General features: G+C 41.9%; 11 protein-coding genes. 6 read left to right on the top strand and 5 right to left on the bottom strand.

The window, feature by feature from the left end:
- Positions 1–72 precede the first annotated feature (72 nt).
- Positions 73–3,165, top strand: coding sequence for a pentapeptide repeat-containing protein (locus tag CAL7507_RS08625; protein ID WP_015128078.1), 3,093 nt, complete (start codon positions 73–75; stop codon positions 3,163–3,165).
- 48 nt (positions 3,166–3,213) lie between these two features.
- Here CAL7507_RS08625 and CAL7507_RS08620 read toward each other — a convergent pair whose 3' ends face one another.
- The gene (locus CAL7507_RS08620) at positions 3,214–3,663 is read right to left on the bottom strand and encodes a Fur family transcriptional regulator (protein ID WP_015128077.1); all 450 of its coding nucleotides are present in this window, start codon (positions 3,661–3,663) and stop codon (positions 3,214–3,216) included.
- 1,009 nt (positions 3,664–4,672) lie between these two features.
- On the opposite strand from CAL7507_RS08620, the gene CAL7507_RS08615 reads away from it, so the two are divergent.
- The gene (locus tag CAL7507_RS08615; RefSeq protein WP_015128076.1) at positions 4,673–5,146 is read left to right on the top strand and encodes a CRR6 family NdhI maturation factor; all 474 of its coding nucleotides are present in this window, start codon (positions 4,673–4,675) and stop codon (positions 5,144–5,146) included.
- Positions 5,147–5,528: 382 nt separating this feature from the next.
- Here CAL7507_RS08615 and CAL7507_RS08610 read toward each other — a convergent pair whose 3' ends face one another.
- Both CAL7507_RS08610 and CAL7507_RS08605 read right to left on the bottom strand, forming a co-directional pair.
- Positions 5,529–6,290: a hypothetical protein gene (locus CAL7507_RS08610; protein WP_015128075.1), complete on the bottom strand. Its 762-nt coding sequence runs from the start codon at positions 6,288–6,290 to the stop codon at positions 5,529–5,531.
- A gap of 1,614 nt (positions 6,291–7,904) precedes the next feature.
- Positions 7,905–8,864, bottom strand: a complete 960-nt coding sequence (locus CAL7507_RS08605; protein ID WP_015128074.1) for a glycosyltransferase family 9 protein — start codon at positions 8,862–8,864, stop codon at positions 7,905–7,907.
- A 178-nt stretch (positions 8,865–9,042) separates the two neighbouring features.
- On the opposite strand from CAL7507_RS08605, the gene ispD reads away from it, so the two are divergent.
- The 3 genes from ispD to CAL7507_RS08590 all read left to right on the top strand — a co-directional run bounded on the left by ispD (position 9,043) and on the right by CAL7507_RS08590 (position 11,208).
- Positions 9,043–9,726, top strand: coding sequence for a 2-C-methyl-D-erythritol 4-phosphate cytidylyltransferase (gene ispD, locus CAL7507_RS08600; protein WP_015128073.1), 684 nt, complete (start codon positions 9,043–9,045; stop codon positions 9,724–9,726).
- Between the two features lie 180 nt (positions 9,727–9,906).
- Complete coding sequence (gene scpB / locus CAL7507_RS08595; RefSeq protein WP_015128072.1) at positions 9,907–10,476, top strand: SMC-Scp complex subunit ScpB; 570 nt, start codon at positions 9,907–9,909, stop codon at positions 10,474–10,476.
- Positions 10,477–10,863: 387 nt separating this feature from the next.
- Positions 10,864–11,208 carry a DUF760 domain-containing protein gene (locus CAL7507_RS08590; RefSeq protein WP_015128071.1) on the top strand — a complete coding sequence of 115 codons (345 nt, stop codon included), beginning with the start codon at positions 10,864–10,866 and terminating at the stop codon, positions 11,206–11,208.
- A gap of 39 nt (positions 11,209–11,247) precedes the next feature.
- Here CAL7507_RS08590 and CAL7507_RS08585 read toward each other — a convergent pair whose 3' ends face one another.
- Complete coding sequence (locus CAL7507_RS08585; RefSeq protein ID WP_015128070.1) at positions 11,248–12,456, bottom strand: HhoA/HhoB/HtrA family serine endopeptidase; 1,209 nt, start codon at positions 12,454–12,456, stop codon at positions 11,248–11,250.
- A gap of 270 nt (positions 12,457–12,726) precedes the next feature.
- On the opposite strand from CAL7507_RS08585, the gene CAL7507_RS08580 reads away from it, so the two are divergent.
- Positions 12,727–13,617, top strand: a complete 891-nt coding sequence (locus tag CAL7507_RS08580; protein ID WP_015128069.1) for a M23 family metallopeptidase — start codon at positions 12,727–12,729, stop codon at positions 13,615–13,617.
- Positions 13,618–13,668: 51 nt separating this feature from the next.
- Here the strand turns inward: CAL7507_RS08580 and CAL7507_RS08575 are convergent, their stop codons facing one another.
- Positions 13,669–14,706, bottom strand: a complete 1,038-nt coding sequence (locus CAL7507_RS08575) for a hypothetical protein (RefSeq protein ID WP_015128068.1) — start codon at positions 14,704–14,706, stop codon at positions 13,669–13,671.
- Positions 14,707–15,185 lie beyond the last annotated feature (479 nt).

Raw genomic sequence — 15,185 nt, 5'->3', positions numbered from 1 at the left:
GTAATGATACTTTATACTTCAACTAAGAAATAGATCATAATTGCCATATGCAGCTATTAACCATGTAATTAAATGAACCTTAGTATTCGCCATTGGTTGGCAGAACGCTATATCGAAATCCATCAAATTAAAGAATTATCGGTAGGACAAATCGCAGGGGTAGCCTTCCGTATTATTCAGGATATGGAAGTCAAAAGTCTTATACCATTAGATATCTGTACTGTGACAGAGGTCTTAGAACTACCCTTAGGCGTTGTTTGGCCGGAAATCACAGTTATTGCACTGTTGACTGAAAACCTCTTGCGTAGTCTGAGCCAAAAAAAACCTTTAAAACGCAATGAAGGTACATGGCTGGCGTTTCAAATAGCTTATCTCCGGGCTTTAGAACAAGTTTTAGATCAGGAAGCCAGCCTGCAAAAACCCTGGATAGACAGGGCTATGATTTGGAACAAGGCGACAAACAAACAAATTGCTGCTTTCGCTGACGGAGAACTCCATGAAGTGGATATCCCAAAGCCTCCTCTAACTCCAAAACCCCTGCAAGATGCACAACTACATGGGTTACTGAAAACTCTTAACCCCGGAAAACTTACAGATACTCAAGCCGAACAAGCACTTTCTTTAGTAGCAGACTCATTGCTGGTACAACAGATGAACAGTGCTACTGTTGCTTGGTTAGTCACCAACGGTACGGAGGAAGTTGAAGCTAAACTGTTAACCCAACGTTTAGGACATGCACTTCCTGGATATTTATTAAGAGTCATCGCTGAAAATGCTGCTCCCTTAGCCCAACTGCAAAAATTTGTTTGCTTGGGAAGTTCATTAAGCTGTTCCATAACTCCAGAAGTTGGATCTTTAGCAACAGCTAGCCCTACAGTGGATGACAAAATTGATTTATACCGAGAACAGTACCGTGCCAGTTTGCTGCAAAATCTCAGTATACCGTTGCTCACGGAATCTTTTGCTCTTAAGGATATTTACATTCCCCTCACAGGTTTGCCAATAGAGGGAAGCAGTTCTGAGCAACTAAAAAAAATCAGTTCCCCAATTGATTTGAGGATATGGGCGCAGCAACAGCTAGATGATTTAGAAACTGTAGCGGTAATTGAATCGGATGCTGGTTACGGCAAAACCAGTTTTTGTGAATTTTGGGCGGCAAAAGTGGCACGGGAACTTTACCCTACATGGATGCCGATTATAATTCGACTACGGGACATAAAATATGGCAACACTCTAGAATCAACCCTCAATTCTGGGTTTCCGTTTCATTCCCAGACAAATCTTGCTACTTGGTTAAAGCAAAATCATCCTCGATGTCTTTTGCTGCTGGATGGACTAGATGAATTACCACCCTCCGATCAGGGTAAAAGATCCAAAGTAATTTTTATTGAAGATTTGCTGCGTTTGCAGTCGCAAGGGCGGCATAAGATTGTGTTGACAAGTCGGACGGAGACTCTACAGGAAATTATCCCGGAATTACTGCTATTGTCGAAAAGAATAGCTATCCAACCCTTTGATGTAGAAGGATTAAAACAGTGGTTCCAACAGTGGGCCGCAGTCCAATCTTTACCCATTGCCCAAAACTACTTTACCTTTCTCAAACAGGCAGGCTTATTTGCCAATAATTCTAAGTTGCCAGAACTCTCTGCCTTTGTTCGTCAACCGCTGATGTTGTATTTGTTAGGGATTTTACACCGTGACGGATTGTTCGATGGTGAGTTATTGCAATTAGCTGCTAATAGCCAAAATTCGACAAGCGCCACTCTTTTATGGGAAATTCACCAGCGTCTGAGTCGTTGGTTATTGGGCTATCCGTTAACTGGTGGTATTAAAACAATTTTACTGCGGTCGGGTTCGGCACATATCCATCGATCGCAAGCGGCGATCGCTAATCTACTTTCTGATCGCCATCCCCAAGATTTACTCGATCAAATACAAGCGATCGCCTTGAAAATTTTGCACAGCGATCGCCATCAAGTTAATTTAGCTGGGGAATTCCAGCCAAACACCTTACCAGCTTTTTATTTTAGAACTTCAGAGTCAACACTCAACACTGAATTCACTCACCCCAAATTGGGAGAATACCTCTGTGCTGAAGCTATTGCTACTCAACTAAAAACCCTAACTCAGCGTCAAGAATCAGCTAACGGTACTGTCAATTTCATCTTGGAATCGCCTAGCAGCGTTGCCCAACACCTGTATAATTTACTTGGTTATGGCATTCTCAGGCAAGAAATCGCCGCACTAGCGATCGCTGGATTGCAGTATCTGCAAAAATGGGAATTTTCCTTTGCAGTCTTATCTCAACGTCTTGAATCTTTCTGGCACGCCTACTGTCAAGGTCGTTGGTTAGATGAAGGAATAGCACACAAAGCTTTGACCCATTTTCACACACTGCAAAACCCCATAAATGTTGAACAGGTAAATGCCGCTGTAGGACTAAATGTATTTTTATTGCTTAGTGCTTGCTACCGTCAACAAAAAGCCCCTTTTTGTCCTTGCGGTAATCCCGCCAATTCGGCTCAATTCCATCCCCAAGCACTACACATGTTAATTGCGAGAACAGCAGTTCTCTCTAAGAATGCCTTTGCAGGGCGTATCAGTTCCCAATTCCTAGCTGGAATCAATCTATCGGGAGCATATTTGTTACAAGTGACGTTAGCTGGAGCAAATCTAGAACAAACAAACTTATCAGATGCGGTGCTGTGTGGGGCAAATTTAGCAGGTGCTAATCTCACAGGCGCTAATCTTGCAGGTGCAAACCTCACAAATGCTAATCTTGCAGGTGCAAACCTCACAAATGCTAATCTTACCGTAGCGAATTTAGCAGGCGCTAATCTCACAGGTGCAAATCTCGCAGGCACTAATCTCACTCACGCTTGCGTATTTGCTACTACTTTCAGTGACACCGACAAAGAAATAGCCACATTCAATGGCGCCATAGTCTCCCTAGAGCAATTTCAGAGCCTAAAGCAGCTACTATCACAGCACTCTCTCCGTAACATAACTAAGGCTATAGCCAACACAGATGCTTGGGTAAAAAATCTCCCCGATCTCGTATTAATTGAAAGCGTAGAAGGTGAACCAATTTTGCCAGTAGATTTACACCACGACCTAGCCGAAGATGAGACTATTCTCAGCCTCATCCCCCATGAGCATAGCTGATGGGCATTGGGCATTGGGGAAAAATAATTAATGACTCTTGACTCTTGCCTATTGCCTTTCTTGCGGGTTGCGATAACCATAAAAGTTAATACTGTAGTCAGTAATCCGCACTCCTGTTTGCTGTTCAACTTGACGAATAAAATCTTCTGGTAGTTCTATATGCAAGTCAAGGATTTGATTAGTATCAAGACAGTTGACATGACTGTGAGAGTCGCTAATATTACCGTATAAACGTCCGTCACAGCGTTCAATACATTCAATGATGCCCTGACTGGATAACGCTTCTAAGTTTTGATAGACGGAAGTATGGCCGATTTCTTTGCCTTGGTGGTTTAAGCGATCGTATATTTCTCTAGCAGATAGATGTTCATTTGCTTGCCAAAGCAGTTCCAAAATAAACCGACGCTGGCGGCTGACGCGCATACCCAGTACTTGACACTTTTCTATAGCATCTTCTAGAGAACGAATTGGTTGTGTAGATATTTCTTGCTTTTGCATATTTAACTTTGTTAACAGTTAGGGTAATTTTCCCGTTATCGGGTTAATTGATTATTCTTATACGCCAGAATATTACATAGAAAATTCGCACCTCTAACTATGTGATTGCTTTTGATTGCAGCGGAAATCACAAATTGAGATGATAATTTTTGGTTGGTTGAAGGTTGGTTTGTCGTATCCTATCCTAAAACAAACTCATTACAACTTTAGCTTAAATTAGGTCTTGATGTCCACCTGAAAGCAGTTTGCTAGCAAGACCTTTGCAAATAGAGCGATCGCCCGTGCAGGCTGAAGTCAACTTTACCTTGAGACTTGGATAGACAGTTCGCTACCAAGTAACGTAGATTATCAAAGTCAGATGCAAATTCTATTTGCCCAGGGAATTGAAATATTCAGTAGCAAATTGCACTATCGATTAGTTTAGTCAGAACCCTAAAAAACCTTGTTTTCTCAGAAATAGTTTAGGTTTTTACCTGCCCGCAAAGCTTATATGAAAAGGGTTTATCTGCAATTTTTTTATATTCAATATCTGTTAAAACTAATCTATAAATATACTTAGGCTTAAATTAAAAATCTTATTTTTATACTAAAAAAACTAAGTAAAATTCGGTGCAAAAGCTAGCTCATATCATGACAAAGTCAAGAATGTAATGCTATTAATACTGAACTTTCCTATTGAATAACCCAAATTTTCAGCATATTTACGTATTAACAGACAATCTGTAAATTTACATAATGTCTACCAGGGAAATACGGAAAATTGCAACTTCAGTTCAACGGGAGGTTTTTTAGTGAAATAAAAGCTAGAGAATTTTGGGTAGATGATTTTCTTATAAATTTCGGCTAATAGACAAAGACATTATGAGACGCGAAGTATATCGCGTCTTTATTTTGTTAAGAATGCATATACTAAAAATTGGCTGTCAAGTCACAATAGATGTAGCAGCAATTCCTGAAAGCTGCTACTGTATATTCTCGATCCTACAGTTGAGCATAAAGTGCTGAGTCAATGACAATAAAAATCGCCATCAATACTGACTCCATTAACAATCTTGACCTATCACCCGCATCAACGGTGATGGAAAAATTACAGCAAGACGGGGCGATCGCATCCCATGAACAGCATTTGCAGTTTGAGATCAACTATGCCCTAGAACCTGGTGATCCACGAGAACTGTCAGAAGTACCAGAAGTGCGACTGTGGTTTCTCCGTTTGGATGCGCGTTATCCCTGGTTACCGTTTTTACTAGATTGGAAAGTTGGGGAATTTGCTCGATATACCGCCATGCTTGTACCGCACCAGTTCAATCCCAAAGAAGGCATTCAGTATAATCCCGAAGCCTTAGAGATATTTTTGATGCATAAAATCTTTATTTTGAGTGATTGGCTCAAACAACAGAGTATTCCTAGTCAATCGCGACTGAAGTCGATGGCGCAAATGCTAGGTTATGAATTAGAAGATGATTTTTTTGCAATATTGTAAAAAAAATTTATGAATCAAGGAAAATTTTTGCAAAAGTCTAATTTATCTGTAGGGGAGCCACCCTTGTACGAGGGTTTCCCTCGTTCAGAGGAGTGGCGTTGGCATTGTCTAGGGTGTTGACTTTGTGCCTTTTTAGCAATTAAGAAATCATGCAAAATATGTCTAGTCATTGCGAGCGGAGCGAAGCAATCCCCGGCGATTGCTTTGCTCCGCTCGCAATGACACAAAAATAGCATGAACCAAAAACGTGAAAATTCCATCAAAGTCAACAGCCTAGGCTATGCCTTACAAAACCCCGATATGATGGGCAATGCCCACCCTACAGGAACGCTAACACACCCTACGTATATTTCAAAAATCAAATACTAGTCCTATATATCATCTATTTAATGCGACAAATAAAGCTTAAAGCGGTATTGAAAGCATACTCAACAGCTTTCGATTTGCTGGGTAAAGCCGCCTGCCATAGCCGATAATCGTTGTAGTCAAGAATCAAGTTAGCTGTATCATCAATCTGAATTTTCTTCAGAACATCAAATTGGGCAGCTTCAAAATCCTGTACTGTGCTATTTACTGCTAAAATTTCTCGTGCGGCTTGGATAAATCCGTGTAAAACTGCTTGCATATATTCTTTGCCGACACCTTCTGCAAAAATAGGTAAAGATTTAAATGCTTTAAATTCTTCTAAAAGCAAGTTAGCAATTTCTCTTCCCGTTTGGTTATGCCAATGAGCAGGAAGTTGAATGTCTAAATATTCATAGTGATTATATTTATATTTAAGATATTCATAAATATCTAAAGCTACTTGAGGCAGTTTTTGACCATCTGATAATTTAATTAGCGGATTGATGCTTGTATCAATAAAGGAATCACGGAATACTTCTTCTTCTCCTTCTGGACAATCATACTGAAGATAAGTCCAAAGACCAGGATTGGCATTGTCAATTTTTTTAGCCTGATAAAAAGTTATGGTTCCATCATCTTCACACTCATAATAAGCACTATCAATATCAGAGAATTCGCAACTATATAGGCTTTTGGAACGCGCGATTATTTTAAAAATACCCGTAATATGGTGGGGCTGATTTTCAATTTGAATATAGCGTTTTTGACTTGTAATAAAGGTATGTAATCGAATCGCCATTTATTTTTCCTTTTGATAAATCAATCTATTCACCGTTTAAGTAAAAAGTTAAAGCCGAGCGTAAGGCCTTTTGTAAGAGAGGCTTGTCAGATACGCTTCGTTTAGCGCGCAGCATTCTCTAGGGAAGCCGAGGCTTTAACACTAAGCAAAGTCGAAACGTTAAAAGGCAAAAGAAAGAAAATAAACAATGGTGAGAGAGCAACTAAATTTATTTATGGGGATTATCTTTTTACTTTTTAAATTCATGTACCTTGCTTAAAGTCATCAAGGAAGCAAAGAAACACTAATCCCAATTCAGAATTAAAAGGCGTCAGATTTAATCAGGGTTTCTAGATTTAAATCTGTCGCATTCTTACTTCAAATTGGTCTGAGATGGCTGGTTAGATCCACCCATCAGCTAATCACATTAGGTAAATTTGGCAACATAACGTTACCAAAAACTGAGATCGCTAATCTTTGTTTTAGCTTAAATATTTCATTATGGTTAATTTGTTTAGTAACAAGACAGCAAAATTTCTGGTGAAATCCAAAATGCTCTCAGCTACCTCTAGTCTTAATTACCTATTTTTTCCTTGAAAGGAAAAGTGAGTTTCCTTATCCCCAATCTCAACAGGTTGGGTTCCACGTAGTTCAGCCAAATCATGACAGTGATATTTTTCCCAAAATTTTGTTAAAACTAACGGTTTGAAGAAAGAAAAAAGTATTTTTATTACAACTCTTATTCAGTGAGGGTTTGCGGCTTTTCGGTAAATAAATAAACTAAAATTCACTGATACATATTGTATTTGAGGTGAAAACCGCACACAGACAAAGCATAAATTTATAGCTCTAGAAATGGTTTGTCAAGAACAATAAAAGTAACATGTAATACCTATTTTGTATGAAGATGCACATAATAATACCCCCCTGTAGTCCCCCCTTGGTAAGGGGGGACGGCGATAGCCGGGGGGTGAATTATATGCAGCTTCACAAAGAAACGGCATAACACTAAATAGGAATGATTAAGTAAGTAGGCGCGAATATTTATAACTATTTAACGTGAAACCCTTATCAAAACGTGATTTTTAATTAACTCGCTTACCATAACTCTTCGCGTCACCCCGGCTTTGCTGACGCAAAACCTCCCCTCCCCAAAGCATCTACTATGTACACACAAATCGGAGTTACTTTGAGATCCGGGTTTTGCTCCCCTTAATCTCCCCGATGTCTTGGGAGGAAACCGGAAAATCTAGTTCCCTCCCCAATACATACGGGGAGGGTTAGGGTGGGGTAAAACGCTTGTGGAATAAGCATTGTAGCTGAATTTGACACCAATGACCGCAGTGGCTCCCCTACGGTTGATTCACGATCGCATGGTAATTTCTATTAGAGGAAATCTCCTAAGTTGTTGAAGTAGAACAGGCAACACAGGTAATTAGGCTGGAAATTTCCTTTGTGTAAGGGTTTTACGCTCAGTTTATGTCCTAATCTACCTGACCAATGCTGTATATAAGCTAAGTCTGAAAGCCTAGCTTTATGCCTGTTTTACTTCTGAATTTTGACTCCTTGGCGGAGCGTCTCCATCTTTGCTCCTAAAATTCTGCTGTATTTATACAATCTCAGAGAATCGCTGGTTTAACCACCCCAGATTTTCTGTAGAACTACTTGAGGTGAAATATCTGCTACTTTGCCCGTGGGGGATTTAATAGCTAGGAATTTATCACTTTTTGGCAGTACCTTTGCTGGGTCTGTGGGGCCAAATAGGGCGATGGTATAAGTCTGTACTGCTACGCTGAGTTGTAGGGGTACGCTGTCGGTAGTCAACATCAAACTCGCTCCGCCAACGATCGCAGCTAACTTACCAATATCATCTGGGGAAGTTACTTTCACATTTGGAGATGAATCTAAAAGCGATCGCACAAATTCTTCATCTTCGGGTGTTTTAATGAGCACTATAGGCAAATCGGGTTGCTTATGTTGGAATTCTTGAATAATTTGCTGCCACTTGTCCACAGGATAGATTGTGTCCTGATCTTGAGTCGGGGATGACTGCTTGGAACCACCATAAATCAAGACATAACCTGTTTCATGCACCCCTAAGCGTTTTTGTTCATTTTGTGCCCACTCAATATCTGGTTTAGGTATATTCACCGCCAGTTCTGGGTAAGGTGATTCAATACCCAGTGGTTGTAGCAGGTCATGATAAGCTGCGGCCACATACTGAGATGTTTTAAATGGTACAGGGTTAGTGAGAAAAACAGACCCTTTACCTTGATAGCCAATGCGTGTGGGAATGCCGGTTAACCATAATAAAAGGCCAACCAACCAGCTTTGCTCCAGAGCAATGGCAGTATCATACTCGCGATCGCGAATCGAACCTACCAAGTTGCTCCAGTCAGCTAGACTATTACGGTCTTTGTAATCAAAGGTCAGTACCTCGTGAACTGACTTGCTCACCCGGTAAGCAGCCTTTGACCGGGGTTCTACTACGACATCTATCTGCGCGTTTGGGTAATAGCGCTGCAGGTTATCTAGAGTCGGAAAAAAGAGAATCTGATCGCCAATTCCGCCAGGTACAAGGGCTACTACTCGCATAATATTTATTGACGCTTACTCGCTCCCTATTTTAAGGGAATATAGGTATCAGAAATTAGGGAATGGGGAATAGGGAATGGGGAATGGGGGATTAATTATTTCGCTCTTACCTCCCTAACTTCCTACACTCCCTCATCTCCCTGCTCTCTAGCCCCTAGTTTTGATATGGAGGAATTGCGTGTATTTACTAATTCCGGCTGCAGGAACGGGACGAAGAATGGGGAGCGATCGCAATAAACTACTACTAACAGTGCGATCGCAACCAATTATTGCTTGGACTCTCAAAGCCGCAGATGCAGCCAGTGCAATCAGCTGGATTGGGATTATTTCCCAACCCACTGATTGGGATGACTTCAGGGGAATTCTCGCTGACTTAAAGCTGAGTAAACCCGTAGAATTAATTCGTGGTGGCTCCACCCGCCAAGAATCTGTTTATAATGGCTTGCAAGCGTTACCAGCAGCCACCGAGCAAGTTTTGATTCACGATGGCGCTAGATGTCTCGCCACACCAGAATTACTCAACTCTTGTGCCCAGGCTATTCACCACTGTTCGGGATTGATTGCTGCTGTACCTGTCAAAGACACCATCAAAGTAGTTGATGAAAATGGTGTAATTCAGAGTACACCCGACCGCAGACAACTGTGGGCAGCCCAGACTCCCCAAGGATTTGATGTTAATTTGTTAAAACAGTGCCACGCTGAAGGAGTCCGTCAAGGTTGGGAAGTAACTGACGATGCTGCCTTGTTTGAAAAGTGTGGCATTGAAGTCCAAATCGTTCAGGGAGAGGAAACAAATTTGAAAGTAACCACTCCGCAAGATTTAGCGATCGCAGAATTTATCCTGAGAAGCAGAGGTTTGTGAGGGGGCAGGGAGAAATAACTAAGAACTCTTACCTCAGTCCCCAATCCCCAATAAACTTGATGTTTTTGTAATTAAATGATAAAATGCCACACATTTAAAAACTCGTCTTTCGTTAGGTGTCAGATGTCACTGAACTAATGACAAATGACAAATGACCAATGACAAATGCCAAATGACTAAATGAATACAGCCACAGCGACGAAGATAGAAGCAATTCTCTATTTAAAGGGCAAGCCCCTGTCGCTCGGCGAAATCGCCGAGTATGCCGCGTGCGATCGCGCCACCGTTGAAGAAGGCATCATGGAACTAATTGATGACTATGCCCGCCGCGATACAGCCCTAGAAGTTGTAGAAACGCCAAATGGTTATAGTTTGCAACTGCGTTCTGACTTTCATGACCTAGTGCAAACACTGATTCCAGTAGAATTAGGCTTAGGAGCATTGCGAACATTAGCAGCGATCGCCCTCAATAGTCCCGTACTTCAAAGCGACTTAATTAACCTACGCGGTTCCGGAGTTTATCAACATGTTCCAGAACTAGTGGAACTAGGCTTTGTTCGGAAACGCCGAGACAATGATTCTCGGTCATACTCACTACAAATTACGCCAAAATTCCATCAGTATTTTCAAATCGAACAACTTCCTCAAATCCTAGCCACCAACCAGAAGGAAGAACAACTAGAACTCGATTTAGAACTAGTACCGCAAGGCGGAAGTCAAAAGTCAAAAGTCAAAAGTAATATGGAGTAAGCTTTTTAGCGATTGAGAATGGTCTGCTTATTTCCGCCGCACTGTACTAGTGGTTTGTCAATTTTGTTTTGAGGGGTTTTTGGTAGTGCGGGCCGAAAAGCCCGCGTGAGCGAGACGCTCACACTACAGTCCCTCATTTCAACCCTGACAGACTACTAGAGACAAAATAGGGAATGGGGCAATAGGCAATAGGCAATAGGTCTTCTCACCTTCCTCATCTCCCCCTGCTCCCTGCTCCCTGCCCCCGGGGTTCTTTCCTCTCTTTGAATAGTATCCCCTGCCCCCTGCCCCCTAACCTCCCCACTCCAGCTTATACCCCTGGAGAATGCATTACCCTTGTACTATGGTTTAGAGTAGAATTAGCAACTAAGCTAAAAAAAACTGCCAATGGTGTTTGATCCCAACTTTTTGAATGACAACTCTGAGGAACACCCGAATCAGCTTCTGAATGACCACTTTGAGGAACAACCCAACCCGTTACTCAAATATCTACAGCATCAGTCGCCTGAAGTTTTAGCCCGTGTCGCCCAGTCTGTTAGTCCCGAAATTAAACAAATTATTTCGCAAAACGTCCAAGGGCTAGTGGGAATGTTACCCGCAGAAAACTTCAACGTGCAAATTACAACAGACCGGGATAACTTAGCAGGTCTTTTGGCATCGGCGATGATGACGGGGTATTTCTTGCGTCAGATGGAACAAAGAATGCATTTAGAGCATTTATCTAGTCAATAGGTACTAAAAATTTTGGCATTGTAGATTTGCCACTATTGACTATTTCTTTTGAGGATAAGCCCCTGACTGGATACTGAAAGTTTGAGTTTTACCATTGCGGTTGACTTCGACTTGCAGGACATCTCCGACTGAACTAGATTCGACCAACTTTTGGACTTGGGCTGCGGTTTTAACTGGTTTGCCATTAACTTTTTGAATCAAGTCTCCAGGCAGCAGTCCGCCCCGTTTTGCTGGTGAATTGTCCAGCACTCCCTTAATTACAATGCCGACATCCTGCTGAATGTTGAGCTTATTTTCTTGATTAATCTGCTGTTTTTTGGTGGGAGAAAGGTCTGTCATTTCAATCCCCAAGAAAGGATGCTCGACACGCCCTTTGGTAAACAGTTCATTAGCAATGCGAGCAGCGGTTTCTATAGGGATAGCAAAACCCAATCCTTGAGCATCAGCGCGGATAGCAGTATTCACACCAATTACTTCCCCTTGGGCATTTAACAAAGGTCCACCGGAGTTACCAGGATTAATTGCCGCATCAGTTTGAATAAAGCTGACTCGTTTCTCTGGCACACCCACCTGAGCGCTGGTACGGTCTGTGGCGCTGATGATGCCGATGGTGACAGTATTATCTAAACCGAGAGGATTGCCAATAGCGATCGCCCACTGTCCGGGAATCAAATTTTGTGAATTTCCCAGTTTCACTGTCGGCAATTTATTAGCTGGGATTTTGACTACGGCCACATCTGTAACAGTATCAACTCCTACCACCTTCCCCTCAAAACTTCGACCATCCTTCAGAGTCACCAGCACCGTATCAGTATCTGCCACTACATGAGCGTTAGTCAATAATTCGCCATTAGTACTCAAAATAAATCCTGATCCCGTACCCCGCTCAATTCGCTCTTCCGGGATTGGTTGCTCATTCTCGCCAAAAAATCGGCGCAACAGGGGATTTTTCAAAGCGTCAGAGATAGGATTTGGCACTTTGCGCGTAGCATTAATTCGCACCACTGCCGGGCCGACTTTTTGCACAGCCGTGGCAATAAAATTCACATTATCACCACCAGTAGAACCAATTGCCCCACTCGCAGGATTAGGCGCTACAGACTCTGGAGGCAAAGCCACAGTCACATTTCTTAGCTGCCGAAAAGAGTAATGTTCTGGCATAAGATAGCGACTACCTAACAAACCTGCACCGCCGCCAATCACCACTAAAGATAGATAAACGGCCAGTTGCTTCAGGGATAACTTCATAATGATTTCACTTAAGGACAGCAATGCAGTTGCTAATTTCTTAGTTTAGTCAAGCAAACAGCAAGTGGACAGATCATTTTATCGGGAACTTGGTCATTGGTCATTTGTTATAGAGTCAGGAGTCAAGAGTCAAGAGTCAAAAGTCAAGGTTATTTTCTCCCTCATCTCCCCATTCCCAGGTCACTGAGCGTAGTCGAAGTGCATTCCCCATTCCCCATTCTTCAATTTCAAATCTAAAATCTAAAGTTAATGCTCTCTTCACTGTTACACATGGCTTTTCCCTATCGTCTGGTGTTTCTCTGTAGTTTAATCAGTTCCTTGGGGCTAGTATCCACACTCCCAAAGTCACAAAGCGCTTATGCAGTGGGGAGTTGCCCAACTCCGGCCTTATCTCGCTTCCAGCGTCATGTAGTAGTTCGTGGTGAGACTTTGGAGAGTATAGCGCAGCGCTATAACCTCCTACCTGAAACTATTATCGGCATGAATACAGTTGTAAAAAATGGCACAGTTACCGTTGGTAGTGAACTGCAGATTCCTCCCTACAACGGGATTGTTGTCGAAGTACCACGTGGTCAAACTTGGCGACAAGTAGCAGCGGCGTATAAAGTTCGTGCTGATGCCCTGTTTGAAGTGAATGGCTGCCAACAAGACCCTAAAATTGTGTTTATTCCAGGAGTAAATTGGTCGCCAAATCGTCCTTTAACGAAGTCCCCGACTCCAACCCCTGTTGATGTGCCAATCAGCCGTGCTGCCCTAACTGGATACCCTTTGCCAGAAGTAGCAACTGTGGCGTTACCTTATGGCTGGCAAATTAATCCCGCAACAGGTGATGTATTCTTCCATAGCGGGGTAGATTTATCTGCTAAAGTAGGCACCAATGTACAAGCGATCGCCCCTGGAATTGTAGCCTTTGCTAATGAACAAGGTTCCTATGGCAAGTTGGTCATCATCAACCACAGTGGCGGAATGCAAACCCGCTATGCCCAACTTGACACTATCAAAGTTACCGTTGGTCAACAAGTCAAACAGGGAGAAGAACTAGGAACCGTCGGTACCAGTGGACAACCAACTTCCAGTCAACCACACTTACATTTTGAAGTACGTGCTAGCTCATCTCTCGGTTGGGTAGCAGAAGATCCCAAGAGTCATTTGATCAAGTAAAGATTTTTTGAAATCCAGAGAATTCCTCTGCGTCCCTCTGTGTTAAACCAGTTAACTGATAACTGATAACTGATAACTGGATTTGATGATGTGCATTCCTGCCTCGGCAAATCTGGCATAAGCTGCATCTGCCTGTTCTGTGTAATCAACAACACCAGGCACAACCACAGGGGAAGTGCAATCTTCTAGTAAATAAACTTTTTGAGCAAGGCTCGCATCTATCTGTTTAATTTCTGTTAACAAATCATCAATTGTCCAAGCGACACAGTGACTTTTAGCTTGACCGCCGATAATGACAGCATTAAATTCTAAAAGTTGCTGAATTAAGCGGATGTTCTTATTAGCAAGCGGACGTTGTGCAAAATCCACCAAAACCTCTGGACGCAAAATAGAATAGTTTTCTGTTAAGGGATTCTCACCTTTAATTTCAAATTGTGTTTGACTTTGACGCGCAATGCAATGGAAAAATATTGCCTCTTCTACCGATGAAACTAAAGCATGACCAATTCCACCCAGCATTGAATGATAAGGCCAAACAGTGAGAGGATATTTACCATCTTGACTGAGTTGTTTAACGTAGTGATAAGCATGTTTTTTTAATAATTCGTAATCACCATTAGTGATACTATCTGCCACGGCTGGGTTAACTTGCCAAATACCTTGCTCAATATCCGCTGGAGTGATGCTGGTAGCTGCTGGGATAGGGTGTTCTCCAGTAGCATTGACCCAAAAAATAGGATGAAAAATTTGTGTAGCTGTATGAGTATCTAGTGTGGGTACAATTGTTGTAATTACTCCCAAATTACGATAAATAAATTCACACAGTCGCTGATTATCTTCTACTGCACCTGTGCCAGATTTTCCCCCAACAAATAATTCAAAGTCGGGAATACAGAAAGTATTTTGAACATCAATTAATAATAAACAAATGCGAGTTTTGTCACTAGAGGCTGGTTTGATATTGTGTCGCTGTGCCCAAGCTTCGGCTTCTGCGGCGCGTTCTTGGTAGGGTACACGCCAGACTTCGCCCACCTTATCGGGGTTAAAGTGCGGGGGAACAGGTAGTTGGGTGTTTTTTTGAATAGTCATAAATTATGGAAATGTTTAAATAGTGCCTAGAAGACAAGGCAATAGGCAATAGTTTATACTAACTAAAAAAAGTATGCCACAACATACTTATTGGTTGAAAACATCATTAATTCCGTAACTTTTCGAGGTATGACGAGGTCATCAGGAGTTGAGCAGAATGCAGAACCAAAGTCTGAGTTAAAGTTTCACAGATTCTGATTTATTTCTCCACCCGCGCCTATAAACCCGCAAAATATACTTTTCTTTCTCTATTTCCACAAGATAAGTATCATTCAGGCGGCGCTTATATAACTTGCAGCTATCGGGAAGGTTAATCGAATACTTGCTGAGTACGGTTGCGATTAATGCTGCACCATCAAGACATTGAATGGAGAACAGGAATTAAAGGTTGACTCATAAAATAATTGGTATTAATGATACCATACGTGTCTCAGTAGTATGAGCGATCGCTAATCAGCTAAAAAAGCTGATATCTTTGC

It is taken from the genome of Calothrix sp. PCC 7507 (assembly GCF_000316575.1).
GTDB lineage: Bacteria > Cyanobacteriota > Cyanobacteriia > Cyanobacteriales > Nostocaceae > Fortiea.
This window is presented reverse-complemented; position numbering and strand designations above follow the sequence as displayed.